Genomic DNA, 24,530 nt, shown 5'->3' on the forward strand with positions numbered 1-24,530 from the left:
GCCTCTCGGCACGCACGAGATCTCACAATTGTGCGATCTCAGCATTCGGGAGGCTAATATCGTTCTATGAGACAGCATAGCCTGGGCGGCCTCGTCGACAAATCGAGCGGGATCGGTGTACTCGACAAGGCGATGGCGGTGCTGCATGCGGTGGCCGAAAATCCTTGCAATCTCGGCGATCTCTGCGCTCGCACCGCCCTGCCCCGCGCTACCGCTCACCGACTCGCGGTCGGCCTGGAGACCCACCGACTACTTGTTCGCGATGCCGACGGCCTGTGGCACACCGGGCCCGGCCTCGGAGAACTGGCAGCGAGCGCGTCCGACGCACTGCTCGACGCGGCAGCCTCCGTGCTCCCACGTCTGCGCGAAATCACCGGCGAAAGCGTGCAGATCTATCGGCGGGAGGGCACGGTACGTGTCTGCGTGGCGTCCATGGAGCCCCCGACAGGCCTTCGAGACACGGTGCTCGTCGGTGCGCGGCTGCCGATGACGGCCGGTTCCGGTGCCAAAGTGCTTCTGGCATGGGCAGACTCGCATACTCAGAGGGCCGTTCTGCCCGATGCAGAATTCGGCGAGCGCGTCCTCATCGAAGTACGCCGCCGCGGCTGGGCGCAGAGCGCGGGCGAGCGAGAACCAGGCGTCGCAAGCGTGGCGGCGCCGGTTCGGGACGGCAACGACACTGTGGTGGCGGCGATCTCGGTGTCCGGACCCATAGATCGAATCGGACGCAAGCCCGGTGCGCGCTGGGCCGCGGACCTTCTCGCCGCAGCCGACGCGTTGCACAAGCGGCTCTGACCGGTACCGGCAGCATCGGTAGGCCGACCGAAAAACAACCTGATCGCATCGCGCGAGTGGGGTACCTTCGTCTCGAGCGGCCCAACCGGCCGGTCGTCGACTGCGAGGAGTCACCCATGCCCGAATCCGGCAGTGAAGAACTGAAGAAGAAGTTCCGCGAAGTTCTGGAACAGAAGAACAGCAAGGCCCACAATTCCGTCGAGCACAAAGACGGTGGACCGAAGGTCAACAACACCCACGGACCGGCCGACCATCAGAAGATGTTCCGTCGCAAGAGCGTGTGAAGAATCCTGCCCGAAACGACAACACCCTCCCGATCCGAGGATCGAGAGGGTGTTGTCAGTTGTAGCCCCGACGGGATTCGAACCCGCGCTACCGCCTTGAGAGGGCGGCGTCCTAGGCCGCTAGACGACGGGGCCAGGAACTTCACCTGCATTTCGAGCTTGTCAGTGCCGAGTCAGCTTAACTGCCTCGGCACCGGCGACAAAATCGCCGCTACCTGCTCGCTGGGGTACCAGGACTCGAACCTAGAATGGCGGTACCAGAAACCGCTGTGTTGCCAATTACACCATACCCCAATGGACTTGAATCGAACTGCTCACCAACATCGGTGCGCACTGCGTTTCGAGCCGGGATAGAGACTATCAAAGGTGCATACCCATTCTCCAAATCGGCTGCTCAGAGCATCCAAAACTAGGCTGGTGGCGTGCTCTGACACCGCCCGACCGGCGTCTGTCGCCGATGCACGAGCCCGCACTGCCCCTCTGCTCGCAGGTGCAGCAGACTTGGTCTCCGTGACCGCTCGAACACACCGCAGAGCCCGATGAAGGTCGTGCTCGTACCTCGCGGCGAGCAGGCGGTACTGACGTATCTCGACGACGACTGTTCGATCCGAGGCGTTCCCACTGTGGTCGAGGATCCGGCTGCGGCAGTTGCCGAGCTCGACGCGTCCGAACGGCCGAGATGGATATGGGAGGACACCAGTCGGATCTACCCCCGCCTCCTCGAACGTGGGGTACGCGTGCGCCGCTGCCACGATCTCGCACTGGTCGGTGCGATTCTGACGATGCGAACCGGCTCCGCAGCTGCTCCTTCCGTACCCGCAGACCTACGACCGGGACTGTTCGACGCGGATCCGCACTCCGACCCGGCAGCAGTGGTCACCGAGTACCGCCGTCAGTTCCAGTCCATCGGCGCAGACCGCGCACTGCAACTACTGGCGGCGGCGGAATCGGCCGGGGGTCTGGCCGCTGCGGAGATGACGCACGACGGATTGCCGTTCTCGGCAGCGGCGCATCGGCGTCATCTCGAATCGATGCTCGGGGCCCGTCCGGTCGACGGTTCCCTCCCCCCGGCTCTGGTTGGGCTGGAAAGCGAGATCTCGTCGGCGTTCGGGCGACGCGTCAACCCTTCGTCTCCGGTGGAAGTGGTGGCCGCGTTCGCACGCTCCGGAATCGAACTGACATCCACTCGCGCACACGTCATCCGCGAGATCGATCACCCTGCCGTCCCCCTGCTGCTGCGCCATCGCGATCTCTCGAAATTGCACAGTACGAATGGGTGGGCTTGGCTCGACTCCTGGGTGCGGGGCGATCGGTTCCGGCCGGTCTACGTTCCCGGTGCCGTGGTCTCGGGCCGGTGGGCAAGCCGCGGAGGGGGCGGCCTGCAAATTCCGAAACCGTTGCGAGCCAGCGTGATCGCCGATCCCGGACATACGTTCGTCGCCGCCGATGCCGGACAACTCGAACCCCGCATTCTCGCGGCGATGTCCGGCGACCCACGCATGGTGGCCGCTGCCGGTACCGCTGATCTGTACGCACCGGTGGCCGCAGAATCGTTCGAGGGTGATCGCGGCAAGGCCAAGGTGGCCGTTCTCGGAGTGCTGTACGGCGCGACGTCGGGCGAGGCTCGCGGACTGCTGACGCGACTGCGGGCCAGGTTCCCCGGTGCGGTGGGACTGGTCGAAGAGGCCGCCCGCGCCGGCGAACGGGGTGAGGTCGTCCGTTCGTGGTTGGGGCGGGCTTGCCCACCGCCCTCGGCGCAATGGTGGTCCACGGGTGACGCGCACGCGCGTGGACGATTCACCCGTAACTTCGTGGTCCAGGCCACCGCTGCGGAATGGGCGTTGTGCTTGTTGGCCGATCTGCGCGGACGGTTGCGCGGCGAGATCGGAGCCGGCAGTAGCGAGCTCGTGTTCTTTCAGCACGACGAGGTGGTGGTGCACTGCCCGACAGTCGATGCCGACCGGGTGTCGGAAGCCGTTGCAGCGGCAGCATTGTCGGCCACTCGATTGATGTTCGGCGATACGGAGGTGCGGTTTCCGATGGAGACGAGAATCGACCGCTTCTACGGTGTTTCGACTGCCGATTCGGAGTCGGAGTCCGACTGAGCACTCGGCGGGTCTTCGAACGTCACCTCGATCTCCTCGAATGCGGTGCTGCGCTGCGCTTCTGCCTGTCCGGTGTAGGTGAGCTTGTCACCTTCTGTCAGTTCGACGTCGTCGGTGAACGGGGCAAGAAGGGCTCGCGGGAAGAGTCGATCGACGCGAACTACGTTGATCTCGATGCACAACACGATCGATACCGAGGTCACGTACAGAAACGCCAACAGTCCGAGCACAACAGCGAACACACCGTTGGTGACCGTCGCGTTGCTGACGACGTACTTCACGTAAACACTGCCGAAGGTCTGCAACAGCTGCCAGATCAGACCGGCTACGACAGCTCCGGGAAGAACCTCTCCGATCGACACCGGTCGCGCTGTCGCGAGCCTGAACGCGACGACGAACACGCCTATGTAGAAAACTGTGCCGACCACGAACACCACGAGGCCCGATTCCGGGCCGAAATATCCAGCAGCACTGAGCACATTGAGTGCGGTGACGGCCAGGACCGCCAGACCGACCGTGCTCAGCAGACCCAATCCGCGCACCCGGGCTCGAATGGGATCCGGCCGCAGGTTCTTCGGCACCGTCCAGGCCGTGTTCATTGCGTTCTGGAGCGCCACGGCCACCCCGAGACCGCCGTACAGGGAACCCAGGACACCGACCACCAGACCGACGGTGCCTCCGCCGAGGCGTTCGGGCCTGCCCAGCTCGTCACCGATCACCGGGATCTGACCGAGCGCGGAGTTCAGAATCTGCTGCTGCAGTTCCGGGCTACCGACCAACACGATGCCCAGAACCGTGGAGAACAACAGGAGCGCGGGAAACAGCGAGACGAAGGCGTAGTAGGTGATCAGGGCGGCAAGGTACCCGCCCTGATCGTCGACGAACTTGTAGACCACCGCAATGGGATATCCGAGAACCGGCCGCCTGCGCTGCAGTCGATCCAGTCGATCGGCGACGCTCATGTGTCGAGATCTCCGTTCGACCGGGACTGCCCGCGACGAACCGCCGTCACGCGATACGAGTGCGTGCGGCAGCCAGGCGAGCGAGGGTCCTCTCGCGGCCGAGCAGTTCCATGGACTCGTAGAGCGGCGGGCTGATGTGCGACCCTGTCACTCCTACTCGAACCGGAGCAAAGGCCTTGCGCGGCTTGAGTTCCAGCTTTTCGATCAACGCGTCCTTGAGAGTTGCCTCGACGTCGGCTGTGGTCCACGTAGCCAACGCCGTCAATGCCTCGATGGCGGCGTCGAGAACGGGTGCGGCATCGGGGCCGAGGTTCTTGGCCGCAGCAGCGGGATCGATTTCGAAGTCCGCCTCGTCGACGAACAAGAATTTGAGCAGTCCCCACGCGTCCGACAGCACGACGATGCGAGTCTGCACCAGGTCCGCGGCGACCGCGAAGACCTTCTCGTCGATCGGTTCGACCAGATGCCCCTGGGCAACCAGGTATTCACGTAGCCGGGTCGCGAAATCATCGGCAGCGAGCATTCGGATGTGCTCGGCGTTGATCGCGTCGGCTTTCTTCTGATCGAAGCGCGCCGGGTTGGAATTGACCGACGAGATCTCGAACGCTGCCACCATCTCGTCGAGCGAGAAGACATCGTGGTCGTCCGAGATACCCCATCCGAGAAGGGCGAGGTAGTTCAGCAACCCCTCGGGGATGAAACCCCGATCGCGGTGGATGAAGAGATCGGCTTCGGGATCACGCTTGGACAGCTTCTTGTTGCCCTGGCCCATCACGAACGGCAGATGCCCGAACTCCGGGGTCCGACCGGCCACGCCGATTCGGATCAGCGCCTCGTAGAGGGCGAGCTGACGCGGGGTCGACGACAGCAGGTCTTCGCCGCGCAGCACATGGGTGATCTTCATCAGTGCGTCGTCGACGGGATTGACCAACGTGTACAACGGAACTCCGTTGCCGCGGGTCAACGCGAAGTCCGGTACGGTTCCCGCCTTGAACGTGGTCTCTCCGCGTACGAGGTCGTTCCAGGTCAGATCGTGATCGGGCATACGCAGCCGTACGACGGCTCCACGCCCCTCGTCCAGAAAGCCCTGCCGCTGCTCCGGAGTCAGATCGCGGTCGAAGTTGTCGTAACCGAGCTTGGGGTCGCGCCCGGCGGCCTTGTGGCGAGCTTCGACTTCCTCGGGCGTGGAAAAAGATTCGTAGGCTTCTCCGGCATCGAGCAACTTCCGAACGACGGCCGTGTGCTGTTCTCGGCGCAAAGACTGACGGTACGGCTCGTACGGACCGCCCACCTCGGGACCTTCGTCCCAGTCGAGACCGAGCCAGCGCAATGCGTCGAGCAGGGCGGCGTAGGACTCCTCGGAATCGCGTGCGGCGTCCGTGTCCTCGATGCGAAAGACGAAAGTTCCACCGTGATGCCTGGCGAACGCCCAGTTGAACAGCGCTGTTCGGATCAGCCCGACGTGCGGGGTACCGGTGGGAGACGGGCAGAACCGAACGCGAACGTCTGCTGGAGTGGTCATCGTTGCCCTACTTCTTCGCTGCGACTGGGTTGGTCAGGGTACCGATTCCCTCGACGGTGATCGACACACTGTCACCGTCGACGATGGGCCCCACTCCCTCGGGGGTTCCCGTGAGAATGACGTCGCCGGGGAGCAGCGTCATCACCGCGGACACCCACTCGATGATCTTCGGAATGTCGTGCAGCAGAAGCGAAGTGCGGCTCTGCTGCTTGACGACACCGTCGACCTCGGTCTTGATCTCGAGATCGGAGGGATCGAGTGAGGTCTCGATCCACGGCCCCAGCGGGCAGAAGGTGTCGTGCCCCTTGGCGCGAGTCCACTGCCCGTCGTTCTTCTGGTGGTCACGGGCCGAGACGTCGTTGGCGACGGTGTAACCGAGTACCACCTCGTACGCCTTCGACGCGGGAACGTCCTTGCAGGGACGACCGATCACGATGGCCAGTTCCCCCTCGTAGTGCACCTCGTTCGATGACGACGGCAGCACGATGGCCGCACCCGGGCCGACGATGGAGGTGTTCGGCTTGATGAAGATCACGGGGTCCTTCGGTGCCTCACCACCCATCTCGGCCGCGTGAGCGGCGTAGTTCTTACCGATGGCGATGACCTTGCTGGCAAGGATGGGAGCCAGCAGTCGTACGTCGGCCAACGGCCACGACCGACCCGTGAACGTGGGTGTGCCGAAAGGATGTTCGGCAATTTCCTTCGCAGTCTGCGAATCACCCTCACCTTCGATACTCACGAATGCCACACCATCAGGACTTGCAATTCGACCGAGACGCATGCCGCAAGTCTATCGACCGTCGTTCTCCGCACGTCGACGCCGTCCGATCCGTGGATCTTTCGCCGGTGTAATGTCTTCACCAAGGTCCACATCTCAAGATGCTGAGTCCACATAGTGAGAACATCTAGAGAACAGCGAGAGCCGCGTGAACACCACCGAGCAGTTGGCCGTCATCGGCGAGACACGGCGCTGGTTCATGCTCGTACTCGGAATGCTGGCGCAGACTGCGGGTGCCGTCTTCATCAACGGTGCCGCATTTCTCATCCCCGCCCTGCACGACGACCGGGGACTCGGACTCGCGACCGCGGGATTCGTGGTTGCAATGCCCACCGTGGGGATCATGCTGACCCTCATCGCATGGGGCGTGCTCGTCGACCGAATCGGCGAACGTCTCGTCCTGGTGATCGGGCTTGGGCTCACGGCCACTGCGAGTGTCGCTGCAGTGGTCAGCACCTCCATTCCGGTGCTTGCCATCCTTCTGCTGATCGGCGGTATGGCCGCCGCCAGTGCGAACAGCGCGAGCGGACGGGTCGTGGTGGGATGGTTCCCGCCGCATCGCCGTGGGTTGGCGATGGGCATCAGGCAGATGTCGGTGCCGCTGGGCGTGGCCGTTGCGGCACTGACCATCCCACCCATCGCCCGCGACCACGGCGTGGGAGCGGCACTGCTCGTACCCGCTGCCGTGTGCGCGACAGCCGCACTGCTGTGTCTCGCGGTCGTCGACCCCCCGCGGCCGAATCGCGCCGATGCGGCAGAGCAGGGTTTGCTGGACAATCCGTACAGAGGCAGCACGCAACTGTGGCGCATTCACGCCACGTCGATCCTGTTGGTGGTTCCGCAGTATGTGGTCTGGACATTTGCACTCGTCTGGCTGATGACCGACCGAGGATGGACGGCAGCGGCGGCGGGCGTGCTCGTCACGGTGACGCAGATTCTCGGCGCACTGGGCCGGATGAGCGTCGGCGCGCTGTCCGATCGGGTCGGCAGCCGCATGCGGCCCCTGCGGTGGGTCGCGGTGACTGCCGCCGTCAGCATGTTCGGACTCGGAGTGGCCGGCTGGTTCGACTCCCCCGTCGCGATCGTCCTGCTCGTCGTCGCGTCCGTCGCCACCGTTGCCCCGAACGGTCTTGCCTTCACCGCTGTTGCCGAGATATCAGGACCGTATTGGAGCGGACGTGCCCTCGGCGTGCAGAACACGAGTCAATACGTGTTCGCGTCGGCCGTGCCGCCGGTGTTCGGGGCACTTGCGGCGGTCAGCTTTCCCATCGCATTCCTGGTGTCGGCGATCTTCCCCGCACTCTCCGTGCCGATCGTCCCCGACGATCCACGTCCCGAGACTCCCGACGAGAAGTCCGACAGCTCCGGTTGATCCAGCACGGTGGGGATGTCCGAGAAACACGACATGCCACGGTGGACAGTCGGTCCACCGTGGCATGTCGTGACGGTCGAGCTACAGGCGAGCGGCGATTCGTGCGCCGATCTCTTTCGTCGAAGCCGCGCTGGTTCCTCGCTGCGCGAGATCTGCTGCGACTGCGGCTTCCACTCGCGCGGCTCCCGCCGCATCGCCGAGATGATCGAGTAACAGCGACACCGACAGGATGGCAGCGGTCGGATCGGCCTTCTGCTGTCCCGCGATGTCGGGCGCACTACCGTGAACCGGTTCGAACATGCTCGGGTTGGTACCGGTCGCATCGATGTTTCCGCTTGCGGCCAAACCGATTCCGCCGGTCACTGCGGCCGAGAGATCGGTCACGATGTCGCCGAACAGATTGTCGGTGACGATGACATCGAATCGGCCGGGATCGGTGACGAGGTGAATCATCGCGGCATCGATGTGCTGATATGCGACCTCGACGTCCGGGAACTCAGCGGCGACGTCGTCGACGGTGCGAGCCCACAGACTGCCTGCGAAGGTCAGCACATTGGTCTTGTGCAGCAGCGTCAGATGCTTCTTCCGAGTGAGCGCCCGCTCGAAGGCGTTGCGCACCACCCGCTCCACGCCGTAGCGCGTATTGACACTGACCTCGGTGGCCACCTCGTGCGGTGTACCGACCCGAAGCGCACCACCGTTTCCGGTGTAGGGTCCCTCGGTGCCCTCGCGCACGACGACGACGTCGATCTCCTTGTCGCCGGCCAGCGGGCCGACAACTCCGGGATACAGCTTCGCCGGACGCAGATTGATGTGGTGATCGAGCGCGAATCGAGCGCGCAGCAACAGTCCGCGTTCGAGCACACCGCTGGGTACCGACGGATCGCCGATGGCTCCCAACAGGATTGCGTCGTGCTCACGCAGTTCCGCCAACACCGAATCCGGCAGCAGCTCCCCGGTGGCGTTGTAGCGCCGCGCACCGAGGTCGTACTCGGTCTTCTCGGTACCGGGCGCGACCACGTCGAGAACGGCAAGCGCCTCGGTGACGACCTCGGGTCCGATTCCGTCCCCGGCGATGACGGCCAGCTTCATCTCACTCCTCGTGTGTTCGTTCGTTTTCTGTCTGATCGGCTGCGAGCAGGAATCAGGACAGATCGACAAGCTCGATGGTGGAGGCACCCACCGCGGTCGCGATGCTCGCACTGAGCTCTGCCGGAACGTCCTTGTCGACGCGCAGCAGAATCGTTGCGCCGTCGCCTTCGGAGTCCTGGCTGAGCGCAGCGGCCTGGATGTCGATGCCGGCATCGCCGAGCAGCGTGCCGATCCGGCCGAGGCTGCCGGGCTGATCCGCGTAGTTGACGATGAGGTTCTTGCCCTCGGCGCGCAGATCGAAGTTGCGACCGTTGATGTTGACGATCTTCTCGACCTGCGTCGTCCCGGTGAGAGTTCCGGCGACGTTCAGGACCGTGCCGTCGCCGTACACGGCCCGGACGTCGACGACGCTGCGGTGGTTCTCGCTTTCGGGAGCGGTGGTCACTTCTGCTGTGACACCGCGCTCCTCGGCCAGCGACGGAGCGTTGACGAACGTGACCGAATCCTCTATCACGGCCGAGAACAGTCCGCGCAGCGCAGACAGTTTCAGGATCTGCACGTCCTCGCTGGCGAGTTCGCCGCGAACGTCCACCGACAACGAGGTGGGCAGCTCGTCGGACAGGGCTCCGAGCAGCACACCCTGCTTCCGCACGATTTCGAGCCACGGAGATACCTCTTCGCCGACGGCCCCACCCTTGACGTTGACCGCGTCGGGCACGAATTCGCCTGCGAGGGCCAGCAATACGGACTTGGCCACATCGGTGCCCGCTCGGTCCTGCGCTTCGGTGGTCGACGCCCCGAGGTGGGGAGTGACGACGACCTGGGGCAGCTCGAACAACGGGCTGTCGGTGCACGGCTCGGAGGCGTAGACGTCGATGCCAGCGGCGAACACGTGACCGGAGGTGATGGCGTCGGCCAGTGCCTGCTCGTCGACCAGTCCACCGCGTGCGGCGTTGACGACGATGACCCCGGGCTTGGTCTTGGCGAGGGCTTCCTTGCCGATGATGCCCTTGGTCTCCGGTGTCTTGGGCAGGTGCACCGAGAACATGTCGGCCCGCTCGAGCAGCTCGTCCAGGCTCACCAGTTCGATGCCGAGCTGCGCAGCGCGTGCTGCCGAGACGTAGGGGTCGTACGCGATGATGTGGGTCTCGAACGCGGCCAGACGCTGCGCGAAAAGCTGGCCGATTCGGCCGAGCCCGACGACGCCGACGGTCTTGCCGAAGATCTCGACACCGTTGAACTTGCTGCGCTTCCACTCGTGCTGACGCAGGGTGGCATCGGCAGCAGGGATCTGGCGCGCGGCCGCAAGGAGCAACGTGACTGCGTGCTCGGCGGCGGTGTGGATGTTGGAGGTCGGTGCGTTCACGACGAGGACGCCGCGCTCGGTGGCTGCGGGTACGTCGACGTTGTCCAGGCCGACACCGGCGCGGGCGACGATCTTGAGATTGGTTCCGGCAGCGAGCACCTCGGCGTCGACCGTGGTCGCGGAGCGCACGAGAATCGCGTCGGCCTCGGGAACCGCGGCGAGCAGCGCGGGACGATCCGGGCCGTCGACCCAACGGACCTCGACGCCGTCACCCAGTGCCTCGACGGTGGACTGCGCAAGTTTGTCGGCGATCAGAACGACAGGACGGCCTGGCTGGCTCACGTGAAGAACTCCCTAAGTCGGTTCGAGACTGTTGTCGGTGAAAATTCGGAGCTGGTGCAGCAGAAACAGTTTAGAGGCCGGCGACATCGAACAGTGACGCCACCTGGTTCACGCACCGAAGGGCACCGCCACCTTGTGTAGCGGTGCCCTTCGATCAGCGTGCGTGCGAACGCGATTCGACTGAAATCATGCCGTTTCGGTGATCGGACGATCGACCCAGCTCATCAGGTCGCGCAGCTTCTTGCCGGTGACCTCGATGGGGTGCTCGGCGTTGGCCTTGCGCAGGCCTTCGAGCTCGGTGTTGCCGTTCTCGACGTTGGCGACCAGACGACGAGTGAACTCACCCGACTGGATGTCGGCCAGAATTGCCTTCATGCGCTCCTTGGTGCCTGCGTCGATGACGCGAGGTCCCGAGAGGTAGCCGCCGAACTCTGCGGTGTCGGACACCGAGTAGTTCATGCGAGCGATGCCGCCCTCGTACATGAGGTCGACGATGAGCTTGAGCTCGTGCAGCACCTCGAAGTACGCCATCTCGGGTGCGTAGCCGGCCTCCACCATGACCTCGAAGCCCGTCTTGACGAGTTCCTCGGTGCCACCGCACAGTACGGCCTGCTCGCCGAAGAGGTCGGTCTCGGTCTCTTCCTTGAACGTGGTCTTGATGACGCCTGCGCGGGTTCCGCCGATGCCCTTGGCCCACGACAGTGCGAGCGCCTGGCCCTCGCCCTTCGGGTCCTGGTCGATGGCGATGAGCGCGGGAACGCCCTTGCCGTCGACGAACTGACGACGCACGAGGTGGCCGGGGCCCTTGGGCGCGACCATACCGACGGTGACGAACTCCGGTGCCTTGATCAGGTCGAAGTGGATGTTGAGTCCGTGACCGAAGAACAGCGCGTCGCCGTCCTTCAGGTTGGGCTCGATCTCCTCGGAGAAGATCTTGGCCTGCGCGGTATCGGGTGCGAGCACCATGATCACGTCGGCCCACTCCGACACCTCGGCGGGAGTGCCGACCTTCAGACCCTGCTCCTCCGCCTTGGCGCGGGACTTCGAGCCGGCCGCCAGGCCGATGCGAACATCGACGCCGGAATCGCGCAGGCTCAGCGAGTGCGCGTGGCCCTGGCTTCCGTAGCCGATCACAGCGACCTTGCGGCCCTGGATGATCGACAGATCAGCATCGTCGTCGTAGAACATCTCGACTGCCACTGGTTGTTACCTTTCCTCTTGGGTTTTACGCATGTTCATCACTTCGGCCGCTAGCGCGACGCAGTGATCGATTTCGGTCCACGTCCGACGGCAACGACTCCCGACTGAACTATTTCTCGAATTCCATAGGGGTCCAACATCTTCAGCAACGCATCGAGCTTCGAGCGGGTGCCCGTCGCTTCGACCGTGACTGCCTCGGGCGACACATCGATCACCTTGGCGCGGAACAGATTCACCGTTTCGATGACCTCGCTGCGGACGCTGGCGTCGGCTCGGACCTTGATCAGCACCAACTCGCGGGCCACCGAGGAGTCGTCGTCCTGCTCGACGATCTTGATGACGTTGATGAGCTTGTTGAGCTGCTTGGTCACCTGCTCGAGCGGGAATTCGTCGACGGTCACGACGATGGTCATGCGGGAGATATCGGGAATCTCGGTTCCGCCGACGGCGAGCGAGGAGATGTTGAAGCCGCGACGCGAGAACAGTGCGGCGACGCGGGCCAGCACACCTGGCTTGTCCTCGACGAGAACGCTGAGGGTATGGCTCGTGCTCACTTGTCGCTGCCTTTCACATCGTCGGTGGATGCACCGTTGGCAAGCTGCGCGCCGTGCGCCTGCTCGCGGGCCATTGCCTCTTCGATCACCGCGGGCTCGACGCCTTCGGCTTCGTCGTCGTCGAACAGGGGACGGATACCGCGGGCGGCCATGATCTCGTCGTTGCCCGTTCCTGCGGCCACCATCGGCCACACCTGGGCGTCGGCACCGACGATGAAGTCGATGACGACCGGGCGATCGTTGATCGCGCGTGCCTGGGCGATCACGGCATCGACGTCTTCTTCCCGCTCGCACCGCAAACCGACGCAGCCCAATGCCTCGGCAAGCTTGACGAAGTCGGGGATACGGACGGCACCGTGTGTACCGAGGTTGGTGTTGGAGTAGCGCTCCTCGTAGAACAGGGTCTGCCACTGCCGAACCATGCCGAGGTTGCCGTTGTTGATGAGCGCGACCTTGATCGGGATGCCCTCGACCGCGCAGGTAGCGAGCTCCTGGTTGGTCATCTGGAAGCAACCGTCACCGTCGATGGCCCACACCTCGGCGTCGGGCAGACCCATCTTGGCTCCCATGGCGGCGGGAACCGCGTACCCCATCGTGCCGAGGCCGCCCGAGTTGAGCCACGTACGCGGCTTCTCGTAGTTGATGAACTGCGCGGCCCACATCTGGTGCTGGCCGACGCCTGCGCAGTAGATCGCGTCGGGACCGGCGAACTTGCCGACCGAGGAGATCACGAACTCGGGAGACATGGATCCGTCCGACGGACGGTCGTAGCTCAACGGGTACGTCTTGCGGATGCCGTCGAGGTAGACCCACCACTGCTCGAGGTCGAGAGTCGTTCCGGTGGCGCGATCGGCCCGAAGAGCCTCGATCAGCTCGGTGATGACCTCGCCGCAGTCGCCCACGATCGGCACGTCCGCGTACCGGTTCTTACCGATCTCGGCCGGGTCGATGTCGGCGTGGATGACCTTGGCATCCGGCGCGAAGGACGACAGCTGACCGGTGACGCGATCGTCGAACCGGGCACCGAGCGTGATCAGCAGATCGCTGCGCTGCAGAGCGGCGACCGCTGCGACCGTGCCGTGCATGCCGGGCATGCCCAGATTCAGCTGATGCGTGTCGGGGAACGCCCCGCGCGCCATCAGCGTGGTGACAACCGGAATGCCGGTCAGTTCGGCGAGCTCGAGAAGTTCTGCGGAGGCGTTCGCCTTGATGACGCCGCCGCCGACGTACAGCACCGGCTGCTTGGCATCGGCGATGTAACGCGCTGCCTCACGAACCTGCTTGCCGTGCGGCTTGGTGACGGGCCGGTACCCGGGCAGACGCATTTCCGGTGGCCACGAGAACGTGGTCTGTGCCTGCAGCACGTCCTTGGGGATGTCGACGAGCACGGCACCGGGACGACCCGAGGCCGCGATGTAGAACGCCTCGGCCATGATGCGCGGAATGTCCGCGCCGTCGGTGATCAGGAAGTTGTGCTTGGTGATGGGCATCGTGATACCCGAGATGTCGGCTTCCTGGAAACCGTCGGTACCGATGAGGCTGCGTGCGACCTGACCGGTGATCGCGACGATGGGAACCGAGTCCATCTGCGCGTCGGCCAAGGGGGTGACGAGGTTGGTCGCACCCGGGCCGGACGTCGCCATGCAGACGCCGACCTTGCCGGTCGCCTGGGCGTAGCCGGTGGCTGCGTGACCCGCACCCTGCTCGTGGCGAACCAGCACGTGGCGCACCTTGACGGAGTCGAAGAGCGGGTCGTAGACCGGGAGAACCGCGCCACCGGGAATGCCGAATACGGTGTCGACGTCGAGTTCTTCGAGAGCTCGTACGACAGACTGTGCGCCGCTGACCTTCTCGGGCGCGACGTGACGTCGCGATCCGTTGGTCGCCGCTTCTGCGGACGGGTTGCTGGTCGACGGGCTTGCGGCCGGCCCCGACTTACGAGTCGTGGGCCCCGGGCGTGCGGTTGGTGCGCTCACTGATTGCTTCCTCAGGAATGTGAAATTGCTGGGCGATCTCTGGGCAAGAAAAAACCCCCGTCAGCGAGTGCTGTACGAGGGTGGCGCGTCGATGCGAGTTTGAACAACCGGCTCAGGCGTTGACGCGCCGGCCGATTACGAGTATCCAATTCCGCTTCACGCGCTCGACGGTAGGCGCGCGCACAGGGAAGAGTCAAACTCGTCACGACGCAATCCCATTATGTGAGATCGCGTAGATGCAATGCGAAGATGAATGGGTGTCGTCTCCGCAGCAGTCCGAACCACCACGGCCATCATCCCACACTGCCTCCCAGGCACCGAACGGTGCCGAGGGTCGGCAACCGTCGACCACGCAGGTCATTCGCATGCCGCGCCTTGCGCTGCTCGGCGTGGCGCTGCTGCTGTTCGGTACAGCACTGCCGGCGTTCAGCTGGCCCGCGGCTCTGGGCTGGCTGCTGATCCTGCCGGTCGTTGCGTTCGTCTGGGTGCTTCGCGTGCGCACCGTCGTCACTCCGGACGCGATCACCGCTCGACGGTTCGTGGGTTCGGACGTGATCGACTGGAATTCGGTGACGGGTCTGCATTTCCCGGATCGCCGCTGGGCGCGCGTCGTCCTGAGCGACAAGAGCGAGAAGTCGCTGCCGCTGGTGCGGTTCGATCTACTCCCCCAACTCGCGGCTGCAAGCGGCGGTCGCATCACCGATCCGTACGCCGCTGCCGCCGCCGCAGAGGACAGAGCTCGAGCGGAATCCGACGACGCCGAGGGCGAGCAGGCACCGACCGACCGGTAGCCGACGGCGAGTAGCCTCGTCCGTGCGAGAAACCGCCGCAACGAACGAGGACTACGCACATGCCGCCGCTACGCTCACGGGTCACCACTGTCGGACGCAACGCCGCGGGCGCACGCTCGCTGTGGCGCGCCACCGGAATGACCGATTCGGACTTCGGTAAACCCATCGTCGCTATCGCGAACTCGTACACCCAGTTCGTCCCGGGCCACGTACACCTGAAGAACGTGGGCGAGATCGTCGCCGCCGCCGTCCGCGCGGCCGGCGGCGTCCCCCGCGAATTCCACACGATCGCCGTCGACGACGGCATCGCCATGGGCCACGGCGGCATGCTGTACTCGCTGCCCAGCCGCGAGATCATCGCCGATTCCGTCGAGTACATGGCCAACGCGCACACCGCCGACGCACTGGTGTGCATCTCCAACTGCGACAAGATCACTCCCGGGATGCTCAATGCCGCGATGCGCCTGAACATCCCGGCCGTCTTCGTCTCGGGCGGACCGATGGAGGCGGGTAAGGCCGTCGTCGTCGGCGGCGTCGCACAGGCGCCGACCGACCTGATCACCGCGATCTCCGCCAGCGCGAACGATGCCGTCTCCGAGGAAGGCCTCGACGAGGTCGAGCGCAGTGCCTGCCCCACATGCGGATCCTGCTCGGGAATGTTCACTGCGAACTCGATGAACTGCCTCACCGAGGCGCTCGGCCTGGCATTGCCCGGTAACGGCTCCACCCTGGCCACTCACGAGGCCCGTCGAGCGCTGTTCACGCGGGCCGGCACCACGATCGTCGACGCCGCGTTGAAGTACTACCGCGACGAGGACGAGTCCGTTCTCCCTCGCAACATCGCCACGCCGGCCGCGTTTCGCAATGCCATGGCACTGGATGTGGCGATGGGCGGGTCGACCAACACGGTGCTGCACACCCTCGCTGCCGCGCAGGAAGGTGAGGTCGACTTCGACCTCGAGACCATCGACGCCATCAGCCGCAAGGTCCCGTGCCTGGCGAAGGTCTCACCCAATTCCGATTACCACATGGAAGACGTGCACCGCGCCGGCGGAATTCCGGCTCTCCTCGGCGAACTGCGTCGCGCGAACCTGCTCGAAACCGACGTCTCGACCGTGCACACGAAGAGCTTCGACGAGTGGCTCGACACCTGGGACATCCGATCCGGAAAGGCGTCCGACGACGCGATCGAGTTGTTCCACGCCGCGCCCGGCGGAGTCCGAACCGTCGAACCGTTCTCCACGAGCAACCGCTGGTCGTCTCTCGATACCGATGCTGCGGGTGGCTGCATCCGCGACCTGCAACACGCCTACACGGTCGAAGGTGGCCTGGTGGTGCTCCGCGGCAACATCGCCGTCGACGGGGCCATCCTCAAGACCGCGGGCATCGACGAGGACCTCTTCTCGTTCCAGGGGCCTGCGCTGGTCGTCGAATCTCAGGAAGAAGCCGTATCGGCCATCCTGCAGAAGAAGATCCAACCCGGTGACGTGCTGGTCGTGCGGTACGAGGGACCCAAGGGTGGACCGGGAATGCAGGAGATGTTGCACCCGACGGCGTTCCTCAAGGGTGCCGGCCTGGGCAAGGTCTGTGCCCTGATCACCGACGGACGTTTCTCCGGCGGAACCTCGGGCCTGTCCATCGGGCACATCTCCCCCGAGGCGGCGGCCGGCGGAGTCATCGGGCTGGTCGAGAACGGTGACCAGGTTCGGATCGACGTCGCCTCACGCACCCTCGAAATTCTCGTGGACGACGAGACCCTCGAGACGCGCCGAGCGAAGATGACCGCGTCCGAGCGTCCGTGGCAACCGGTGGACCGCCAGCGCACGGTCACTACCGCCTTGCGCGCGTATGCGGCCTTGGCGACATCGGCCGACAAGGGTGCCGTCCGCTACGTGCCCTGAGGAACAGCAGAACCCATGTGCGTGGCGCTACGAAGTGCCACGCACATGGGTCCGATCGATGTCGGGGATCAGCGAACGACGGGGTTGGCGCCGTTGAGGAAGATCCAGATGCAGACGCCGGCGGCGATGCCGACGACGAGTGCCAGCAGCGATCCGATTCGCGGTCGAGTGGCCCACCCACGGCGACCGTCGAAAGCGATCTTTCCCGGGCCCGTGAGAATGATTGCGGCCGCGGCGAAACCGAGAACTGTCTCGTACTCGACACCGCTGCTCCCGGAGAACTGCAATCCTGGCTCTGCGGCCTGCTTGAAGCACCACGCATTGATGATGGTCGCCAGCACGGCTGCGCCCGCAAGGGGCGTCGCCAGACCCAGGATCAACAACGCGCCGCCCAGCGTCTCGCCCGCAGCAGCCGCGATCGCGAGAATCTCCGAGTAGCGGAAGCCCGAGGTCTCCAGCAGATTCTGGAATCCGTCGAGTCCCGGCCCGTTCCACAGGCCGACCAGCTTCTGCAGGCCGTGACCGAGGAATACCGCTCCTATCGCCACGCGCAGGACGAACAAGCCGAGATCGGCGCTACCACGACGAGCGGGCACCTCGACTGTCTCGGTGCGAACCTCGGGCTCCGGGGTGACTGCCGCCCTGGACGCCGTGGCTCCCGAGCCCGCCGAGGCACCGAGGTACTCGGTGGAGTGATCGGAATATGCGGTCGAGGAGGTGCTGTCGGCCGACGCACCGGCGGTGGGCGAATCCGCGTAAGCCGACGGCCGATAGGCCTGGATCTTCTCGGTCGGTTGCGCGTCGGTAGAGCGCGCATCGGACGTCGACGAGTGCGGGAAGTCGAGCTCGTCGTCGGTCCGAGGCAATCGATCCGAACGCTGCGCACCGAACGCCGCGGTCGGTGCGCCGGAGGTATCGGCTCGATCCGGGGCGGATGTACCGGACGCAGAGCGCGAGGGTGGGATCTGTTCGGTGGGGTTGTCGTACGGGCTCTCGGCCGGTTCGTACGGCTGGTCCGGCCGGTTGGGGTCGCGCGGTGTATCGGTCACCTCTCCACAGTAGAGCCGATATGTGCCGATTCCCCTCATGGCCGCGTGGCGAGTCCGCGCCACTGCTGACGTACCGTTCGAAGGATGAAGCCGGTCGGAGCGTCACCTCGAAGTGCCACTGCCGCTGTCGTCGCACTCTCGATGACGGCCGCCTTGCTCGCTGGGTGCGCCCGCTTCGACGACTCGAATTCGTCGCCGTTCACCCCTGCACCCGAGGTCGGTGCCGCCGAGTTGCAACCGACGACCCCCAGCGAGACACCGCCTTCGTCGGATCCGAATGCTCCGCCCCCGCCGTCGGGTCCCTGCGTCGATCCCGACCAATCGGTGATCGCGACTTGTCTGGACACCACGGGCGGCCTCGTGGCCCTGCCCGACGGACAGAGCGCGCTGGTCGCCGAGCGCCGCACCGGTCGCATCATGGAGGTCGCCGCCGGCCGAACACCGCTCGAGGTGGCCCGGATAGCGGTCGATGGCACCGGCGACGGAGGCCTACTCGACATTGCGCTCTCTCCGACGTACGCCGAGGACAGGCTGCTCTACGCCCTCGTCACCACCCCCTCGGACACCAGGGTGGTTCGGCTCGCTCCCGGCGACGTTCCCAAGGACATCTTGACCGGCATTCCTCGCGGCGCGACGGGCAATCGTGGGTCCATCGATTTCTACACCCCCACCGAGCTGCTCGTCCTCACCGGCGACAACGGCGACCCGGCCGCAGCCGTGAATCCGGATTCGTTGTCCGGCAAGCTGTTACGGGTGACGTCATTGTCCCCGACGGCCAATCCCCCGCGTCCGCAGATCGCACTGAGTGGAATCGGGACGGCAGGCGATGTGTGCACCGACGGTGCCGGGAACATCTACGTCACCGACCGCACCGCGATCGAGGATCGCTTGCAGCGCATCGACAAACTCGGCGCGGTGTTCTCTCCGGTATGGACGTGGCCGGACCGCCCCGGTGTCGCCGGATGCGCAGCGGGCGACGGTGGTGTGGCCGTAGCCCTCACGACGGCGAAAGCAGTTGCAGCGCTGACCACCGATCCAAACACCGGAGCCGTGTCGGCCGAACCGACGCTGCTGATCCAGGACCGCTACGGACAGCTGAACGGGGCAACGAGCTCAGCCGACGGTCAAATTTTGGTCGGCACGGTGAACAAGAGCGGTGCAGAGCCCGGCCCCACCGACGACCGCGTCGTCAAGGTTCCCTTCCCCGGTGGTGGCGGCGGCGGTATCGACTGATCGACACAAGCCTGCGGCCGAGCGCACGGTGCGCTCGGCCGCGGGCTGTGTCGACGATCAGGACTGGCCGCAGGCCTCGAGGACGAGTTCCTTGACGCGGGCCGCGTCGGCCTGACCGCGCGTCGCCTTCATCACCGCACCCACGATGGCACCGGCAGCTTGAACCTTGCCGCTTCGGATCTTGTCCACCACACCGGGATTGGCAGCGAGTGCCTCGTCGACGGCGGCCTGCAACTTGGTGTCGTCCTTCTCCAACACGAGGTTACGGTCGGACATCACCTGAGCGGGCTCGCCCTCGCCTGCCAGCACCCCGTCCACCACCTGACGAGCACCGTTGTTGTTGAGCTTGCCGTCGGAGACCAACGCGGCCACTTCCGCCACCTGGGCCGGCGTGATCGACAGATCGGCCAGCTCCACTCCGGCCACATTCGCTTGCTGCGACAGGTACGACACCCACCAGGACCTCGCGGCCTGTGGCGACGCACCCGCATCCACCGTTGCCGCGACGAGCTCGAGCGCCCCGGAATTCACCAGGTCGCGCATTTCCTCGTCGGAGACACCCCAATCCTTCTGGATCCGGCCGCGTCGGAGCCACGGAAGCTCGGGCAGGGTCCCGCGGAGCTCCTCGATCCAGTCCGCGTTCGGAGCGACGGGCGCAAGATCGGGCTCGGGGAAGTACCGGTAGTCCTCTGCGGTCTCCTTCTTACGGCCTTTGGTGGTGGTTCCGTCGGATTCCTGGAAGTGCCGAGTCTCCTGAACCACTTCTCCGCCCGCTTCGAGAACCGCTGCCTGACGGCGCATCTCGTACCGAACGGCAACCTCGACACTCTTGAGCGAGTTGACATTCTTCGTCTCGGTGCGGGTGCCGAATTCGGTCGCCGTCTTCTTCATCAGCGACACGTTGGCGTCACAGCGCAACGAACCTTGGTCCATGCGCACGTCGGAGACGTTCAGCGACTTCAGCAGATCTCGGAGTGCGGTGACGTAGGCACGTGCCACTTCGGGCGCGCGGGCTCCGGTTCCCGTGATCGTCTTCGTCACGATCTCCACCAACGGCACACCGGCACGGTTGTAATCGAGCAGCGAATGCGACGCGCCCTCGATGCGGCCGGTCGCTCCGCCGACGTGCGTCGACTTGCCGGTGTCCTCTTCCATGTGCGCGCGCTCGATCTCGACGCGGAACGTGCTGCCGTCGTCGAGCAGAACATCGAGGTAGCCCTCGGTGGCGATGGGCTCGTCGTACTGCGAGATCTGATAGTTCTTCGGCTGATCCGGGTAGAAGTAGTTCTTACGAGCGAACCGACCCCACGGAGTGATCGAGCAGTTGAGCGCCAACCCGATACGGATCGCAGATTCCACGGCAGCGGCGTTGACCACCGGTAGCGCGCCGGGAAGGCTCAGGCACACCGGGCACACCTGCGTGTTGGGCTCGGCACCGAACGCGGTGGGGCAACCGCAGAACATCTTGGTCTCCGTACCCAACTCCACGTGGACCTCCATGCCCAACACGGGGTCGAACGTGGCGAGCACATCGTCGTAATCGATCAGATCGACGGTTGCAGCAGTCATGGTCCGTAGTTTATGCATTGCATACGACGCACGAGTAACCACGTGCACTGGTTACCGTGCACGGGTGACGCACACCGAGAAGCAGACGTTGTCGATGACCGTGCTGATGACCCCGGACATGGCGAATTTTTCCGGCAACGTCCACGGCGGCACCATTCTCAAATTCTTGGACCAGGTGGCGTATGCCTGTGCCAGTCGCTACGCCGGGGCGTACGTGGTCACTCTGTCGGTCGATCGAGTCGTCTTTCGCGAGCCCATCCACGTCGGTGAACTCGTCACTTTCTCGGCATCGGTCAACTACACCGGCCGCACCTCGATGGAGGTCGGGATTCGCGTGGAGACCGAGAACATACAGCGCGGTGAGCTACGGCACACCAACAGTTGCTACTTCACCATGGTCGCGATAGGCGACGACGGAAAGCCGACGACCCTGCCTCAGTTGATGCCGACCACCGATGTCGGCGCTCAGCGCTTCGAGGCCGCGCGGCGACGACGTCAACTGCGCCGAGAGACCGAAGCACGCGAGGCCGAGATCCAAGAGGCCGCCAGCCACATGTGACCTCGCGCAAGTCGGCGGTTCAGCCGAAGAACGCGGCGGCGTCGTCGTATCGGGTCTGCGGTACCCGCTTGAGCTGCTTGGTCGCCTCGGCCAAGGACACCAGACCGATCTCGGTGCCCCGCAACGAGACCATCTTGCCGAAGTCGCCTGCGTGCGCCGCGTCGGTCGCGTTGACGCCGAATCGCGTCGCGAGCACGCGGTCGTAGGGCGTGGGGGTTCCACCGCGCTGGACGTGCCCGAGCACAGTGGTGCGAACTTCCTTGTTGATGCGACGTTCGATCTCGACACCGAGCTGGTGAGCAACTCCGGTGAATCGAACGTGACCGAACTCGTCGATGCCACCGTCCAGAAGCTTCATCGAGCCCTCCATCGGCTTGGCTCCCTCGGCGACGACGCAGATGAAGTGCGAATCTCCACGCTGAAAACGCTTGCGCACCAGGGTGCATACTTCCTCGACGTCGAACGGCTGCTCCGGGATCAGGGTCATGTGCGAACCCGACGCCAATCCGGCGTGCAGCGCAATCCACCCCGCGTGCCGACCCATCACCTCGACGAGCATCACCCGCTGATGGGATTCGGCAGTGCTGTGCAAACGGTCGATCGCGTCGGTGGCGATCGTCAGTGCCGTGTCGAAGCCGAACGTGACGTCGGTGCAATCGATGTCGTTGTCGATGGTCTTGGGCACCCCGACGACGGGCACGCCCTCTTCGGACAACCACGCGGCAGCGGTGAGGGTTCCTTCGCCACCGATCGGGATCAACACGTCGATGCCGTTGTCTTCGAGGGTCTGCTTGACCCGATCGAGTCCGGCCCGCAACACATCCGGGTTGGTGCGCGCGGTGCCGAGCATCGTGCCGCCCTTGGTGAGCAACCGGTCGTTGCGGTCGTCGTTGCGCAGCTGCACGCGACGGTCTTCGAGAAGGCCGCGCCATCCGTCCTGAAAACCGACGACGGTCGAGCCGTACCGCGCGTCAGCGGTACGTACCACCGCGCGGATCACCGCATTGAGCCCTGGGCAATCGCCGCCTCCGGTCAGAACTCCGATGCGCATCGATTTTCGCCTCTCTGCTTGCAGATCCGTGAGTGGACCCAACGACCGTCGTCAGCCTAATGGGGCGTGGTGTGCTGCGCGCGTCGGTACCGCCCGCCGCTCACTTCGGCGTCACGACGCCGGTCTCGTAGGCCAGCACGACAGCCTGGGCACGATCGCGTAGGCCGAGCTTGGCCAAGACCTTGCCCACATGTGTTTTGACAGTCTGTTCGGCCAGGAACAGCGAGCCGGCGATCTCCGAGTTCGACATGCCGGTGGCAACGAGTTCGAGCACCTCTCGTTCGCGCGGAGTCAGATCGCTCAGACGCGGCGACGTACGGCGGCGCGCCCCGCGGCGGGCGGTGACGTCCGCGATGAGCCGTCTGGTCACCGACGGTGCCAGCAGGGCCTCGCCGGCGGCGACGACGCGCACCCCCCGAATCAATTCCTCGGCGGGCGCATCCTTGAGCAGAAAGCCGCTCGCGCCGAGCGCCAGCGCCTCGTAGACATAGTCGTCGATGTCGAATGTCGTCAGCATCAGGATGCGCACCGGCGACGGGAGGGAAGCAGAGAGGATCGCTCGCGCGGCATCGAGACCGTTCATCTCCGGCATCCGAACGTCCATCAGCACCACGTCGGGCAAAAGGCGAGCTACTTCGCTGACCGCCGTCCTGCCGTTGTCGGCGTCCCCGATCACCGAGATGTCGGCCTGCGCGCCGAGAAGGGCGCCGAACCCCTGCCGCACCATCGCTTGGTCGTCGGCGATGAAGACCGTTGTCACCACGTTCGTCAGCCTAGGCGAGATCGTCCGTGGCCAACGGTGCCGCCGAAGTCGGTAGCCCGTGGGGCACATGCACCGCGACCTCGAATCCTCCGTCCGGTAGAGCGGAAGCGTGCAACCACCCGTGTGCTGCCCGCGCTCGGTCTCGCATGCCCGCTATCCCGTGCCCGCCGGTATCCGCCCCCGCGACTCGTCCGACACCGATGTTCGTCGACGGCGCGTTGACCACGGTCATGACAACATTGCTCGGCGTGACCGTGATGTGGACGGTCACCGGCGCCTCGGGGGCATGGCGAGCAGCATTGGACAACGACTCCTGGAGGATTCTGTAGAGCGCCAACCCTGTTGTCTCGGAGATCGATTCGACTGGTCCGGTGATGTTCCAGCGCACATCCATCCCGGCCTTGCGGCTCGCGTGGAGGGTGCGTTCGAGGTCCAGTGCATTGGGTGCCGGTGCGTCCTGCCACTGCTGTCCATCACTGCGCAGTACACCGAGCATTCCCCTGATCTCGTTGAGTGCTTCGCGCGCCGTGGCACCGATCGACGCGAATTCCAGCGCGGCAGCCTCGGACACGTCGTCGAGTCGATACGGCGCACTCTGCGCCTGCACGACCACCATGGACATGTGATGTGCGACGACGTCGTGCAGATCACGAGCGATCTTCGCCTTCTCCTCGAGAACCGTGCGCCTGGTCCGCTCGAGTTCGCTGACCTCCTCCTGCTGGGCAAGTTGCCTGCGAGAGAGGACGAGCCAACGGATCAACAGTCCGAACACGACCACCGCCGTGAGACCGACCGACCAACCGACTCCGTCCGAGCCCGGCATGTACGCGAAGAACACCAGCATGCTGGCCAACCAGGCCAGCAGCAGCACCGCAGGCGGAGACCGCAGTGCGACGGCGAACAACAGCGCCAACAGAACGAGTATGTGCACTACCTGCCACGGATAGTCGTATCCCGGAGTGCGGTCGAACGCTACCGGAATGACCAGAGCGGACAGCGCCGACACCGCCCACCCCATCGCGGGATTGACTCGAATCAGCACGAACGGGAAGGCCGCGAGTGCGCCGACGATAGGCATCAACGGCCCCGAGACCTGATGGGTGACCGACAGTGTCGGCCACGCGATCGAATACAGCACCGCACCGACAACAACGATCAGCGCGTCGACCGAACGGACACCGGCAATTCGAGCCGGCACCCGACGCCTCGCCGCTCCGGGCTTCGATTTTCGTGATCTGTTCTTGCGCACGGACCGAGCCTAGGGAGTGTGGGCCGACGAGGACGTCATACCTGAGTATCAGTTCCGCACACACCTGCGGTATCGAA

General features: G+C 64.9%; 21 protein-coding genes and 2 tRNA genes. 8 read left to right on the top strand and 15 right to left on the bottom strand.

Annotated elements, in window-relative coordinates:
* Window positions 1-66: 66 nt before the first annotated feature.
* Window positions 67-795: an IclR family transcriptional regulator gene (locus tag O4220_RS08955; protein ID WP_269603262.1), complete on the top strand. Its 729-nt coding sequence runs from the start codon at window positions 67-69 to the stop codon at window positions 793-795.
* A gap of 116 nt (window positions 796-911) precedes the next feature.
* On the top strand, window positions 912-1,079 hold the full coding sequence (locus O4220_RS08960; RefSeq protein WP_269603263.1) for a DUF5302 domain-containing protein: 168 nt from the start codon (window positions 912-914) through the stop codon (window positions 1,077-1,079).
* Window positions 1,080-1,141: 62 nt separating this feature from the next.
* Here O4220_RS08960 and O4220_RS08965 read toward each other — a convergent pair.
* Window positions 1,142-1,214, bottom strand: a tRNA-Glu gene (locus O4220_RS08965).
* Between the two features lie 87 nt (window positions 1,215-1,301).
* Window positions 1,302-1,373: transfer RNA gene (locus O4220_RS08970), tRNA-Gln, on the bottom strand.
* 245 nt (window positions 1,374-1,618) lie between these two features.
* Between O4220_RS08970 and O4220_RS08975 the strand changes: the two genes are divergently transcribed.
* Window positions 1,619-3,184 carry a bifunctional 3'-5' exonuclease/DNA polymerase gene (locus O4220_RS08975; RefSeq protein ID WP_269603264.1) on the top strand — a complete coding sequence of 522 codons (1,566 nt, stop codon included), beginning with the start codon at window positions 1,619-1,621 and terminating at the stop codon, window positions 3,182-3,184.
* On the opposite strand, the gene O4220_RS08980 is transcribed toward O4220_RS08975, so the two are convergent.
* From O4220_RS08980 to O4220_RS08990, 3 genes are read right to left on the bottom strand one after another with little or no spacing between them, the layout of a single operon-like run.
* Complete coding sequence (locus O4220_RS08980) at window positions 3,142-4,146, bottom strand: YihY/virulence factor BrkB family protein (protein ID WP_269603265.1); 1,005 nt, start codon at window positions 4,144-4,146, stop codon at window positions 3,142-3,144. The genes O4220_RS08975 and O4220_RS08980 overlap by 43 nt on opposite strands.
* A gap of 46 nt (window positions 4,147-4,192) precedes the next feature.
* A complete protein-coding gene (gene gltX, locus O4220_RS08985; protein ID WP_269603266.1) occupies window positions 4,193-5,668 on the bottom strand; it encodes a glutamate--tRNA ligase in 1,476 nt (491 codons plus the stop codon).
* A gap of 7 nt (window positions 5,669-5,675) precedes the next feature.
* Window positions 5,676-6,449 (bottom strand): fumarylacetoacetate hydrolase family protein, encoded by a 774-nt coding sequence (locus O4220_RS08990; RefSeq protein WP_269603267.1) that lies wholly within the window; start codon window positions 6,447-6,449, stop codon window positions 5,676-5,678.
* 196 nt (window positions 6,450-6,645) lie between these two features.
* Here O4220_RS08990 and O4220_RS08995 point away from each other — a divergent pair, with 196 nt between their 5' ends.
* Window positions 6,646-7,818, top strand: a complete 1,173-nt coding sequence (locus O4220_RS08995) for an MFS transporter (protein WP_269603629.1) — start codon at window positions 6,646-6,648, stop codon at window positions 7,816-7,818.
* A gap of 81 nt (window positions 7,819-7,899) precedes the next feature.
* Here O4220_RS08995 and O4220_RS09000 read toward each other — a convergent pair whose 3' ends face one another.
* The 5 genes from O4220_RS09000 to O4220_RS09020 all read right to left on the bottom strand — a co-directional run bounded on the left by O4220_RS09000 (window position 7,900) and on the right by O4220_RS09020 (window position 14,288).
* Window positions 7,900-8,910, bottom strand: coding sequence for a 3-isopropylmalate dehydrogenase (locus tag O4220_RS09000; RefSeq protein ID WP_269603268.1), 1,011 nt, complete (start codon window positions 8,908-8,910; stop codon window positions 7,900-7,902).
* A 52-nt stretch (window positions 8,911-8,962) separates the two neighbouring features.
* Entirely contained in the window at window positions 8,963-10,558 is a 1,596-nt protein-coding gene (gene serA / locus O4220_RS09005) for a phosphoglycerate dehydrogenase (protein WP_269603269.1), read from the bottom strand.
* A gap of 186 nt (window positions 10,559-10,744) precedes the next feature.
* Window positions 10,745-11,746: a ketol-acid reductoisomerase gene (gene ilvC / locus O4220_RS09010; RefSeq protein WP_170944858.1), complete on the bottom strand. Its 1,002-nt coding sequence runs from the start codon at window positions 11,744-11,746 to the stop codon at window positions 10,745-10,747.
* 62 nt (window positions 11,747-11,808) lie between these two features.
* Entirely contained in the window at window positions 11,809-12,312 is a 504-nt protein-coding gene (ilvN, locus tag O4220_RS09015) for an acetolactate synthase small subunit (RefSeq protein WP_008717436.1), read from the bottom strand.
* Window positions 12,309-14,288: an acetolactate synthase large subunit gene (locus O4220_RS09020; protein ID WP_269603270.1), complete on the bottom strand. Its 1,980-nt coding sequence runs from the start codon at window positions 14,286-14,288 to the stop codon at window positions 12,309-12,311. Before O4220_RS09020 ends, ilvN begins: the two co-directional genes overlap by 4 nt.
* Window positions 14,289-14,653: 365 nt before the next feature.
* Here O4220_RS09020 and O4220_RS09025 point away from each other — a divergent pair, with 365 nt between their 5' ends.
* Both O4220_RS09025 and ilvD read left to right on the top strand, forming a co-directional pair.
* Window positions 14,654-15,079: a PH domain-containing protein gene (locus O4220_RS09025; RefSeq protein WP_269603271.1), complete on the top strand. Its 426-nt coding sequence runs from the start codon at window positions 14,654-14,656 to the stop codon at window positions 15,077-15,079.
* Window positions 15,080-15,138: 59 nt separating this feature from the next.
* The gene (gene ilvD / locus O4220_RS09030; RefSeq protein WP_269603272.1) at window positions 15,139-16,980 is read left to right on the top strand and encodes a dihydroxy-acid dehydratase; all 1,842 of its coding nucleotides are present in this window, start codon (window positions 15,139-15,141) and stop codon (window positions 16,978-16,980) included.
* Window positions 16,981-17,048: 68 nt separating this feature from the next.
* On the opposite strand, the gene O4220_RS09035 is transcribed toward ilvD, so the two are convergent.
* The gene (locus O4220_RS09035; RefSeq protein WP_269603273.1) at window positions 17,049-18,029 is read right to left on the bottom strand and encodes a DoxX family protein; all 981 of its coding nucleotides are present in this window, start codon (window positions 18,027-18,029) and stop codon (window positions 17,049-17,051) included.
* Window positions 18,030-18,113: 84 nt separating this feature from the next.
* Between O4220_RS09035 and O4220_RS09040 the strand changes: the two genes are divergently transcribed.
* Window positions 18,114-19,262, top strand: coding sequence for a PQQ-dependent sugar dehydrogenase (locus O4220_RS09040; RefSeq protein ID WP_269603274.1), 1,149 nt, complete (start codon window positions 18,114-18,116; stop codon window positions 19,260-19,262).
* 57 nt (window positions 19,263-19,319) lie between these two features.
* Here O4220_RS09040 and gatB read toward each other — a convergent pair whose 3' ends face one another.
* Window positions 19,320-20,831: an Asp-tRNA(Asn)/Glu-tRNA(Gln) amidotransferase subunit GatB gene (gene gatB, locus O4220_RS09045; RefSeq protein ID WP_269603275.1), complete on the bottom strand. Its 1,512-nt coding sequence runs from the start codon at window positions 20,829-20,831 to the stop codon at window positions 19,320-19,322.
* A 94-nt stretch (window positions 20,832-20,925) separates the two neighbouring features.
* Here gatB and O4220_RS09050 point away from each other — a divergent pair, with 94 nt between their 5' ends.
* Window positions 20,926-21,390: an acyl-CoA thioesterase gene (locus O4220_RS09050; RefSeq protein WP_269603632.1), complete on the top strand. Its 465-nt coding sequence runs from the start codon at window positions 20,926-20,928 to the stop codon at window positions 21,388-21,390.
* Window positions 21,391-21,409: 19 nt separating this feature from the next.
* Here O4220_RS09050 and O4220_RS09055 read toward each other — a convergent pair whose 3' ends face one another.
* The 3 genes from O4220_RS09055 to O4220_RS09065 all read right to left on the bottom strand — a co-directional run bounded on the left by O4220_RS09055 (window position 21,410) and on the right by O4220_RS09065 (window position 24,453).
* Complete coding sequence (locus O4220_RS09055) at window positions 21,410-22,441, bottom strand: ATP-dependent 6-phosphofructokinase (protein ID WP_032376991.1); 1,032 nt, start codon at window positions 22,439-22,441, stop codon at window positions 21,410-21,412.
* A gap of 100 nt (window positions 22,442-22,541) precedes the next feature.
* Window positions 22,542-23,204 (bottom strand): response regulator, encoded by a 663-nt coding sequence (locus tag O4220_RS09060; RefSeq protein ID WP_269603276.1) that lies wholly within the window; start codon window positions 23,202-23,204, stop codon window positions 22,542-22,544.
* Window positions 23,205-23,214: 10 nt separating this feature from the next.
* Window positions 23,215-24,453 (bottom strand): sensor histidine kinase, encoded by a 1,239-nt coding sequence (locus O4220_RS09065; RefSeq protein WP_420030349.1) that lies wholly within the window; start codon window positions 24,451-24,453, stop codon window positions 23,215-23,217.
* Window positions 24,454-24,530: the final 77 nt, after the last annotated feature.

It is taken from the genome of Rhodococcus ruber (assembly GCF_027270735.1).
Taxonomy (GTDB): domain Bacteria; phylum Actinomycetota; class Actinomycetes; order Mycobacteriales; family Mycobacteriaceae; genus Rhodococcoides; species Rhodococcoides rubrum_A.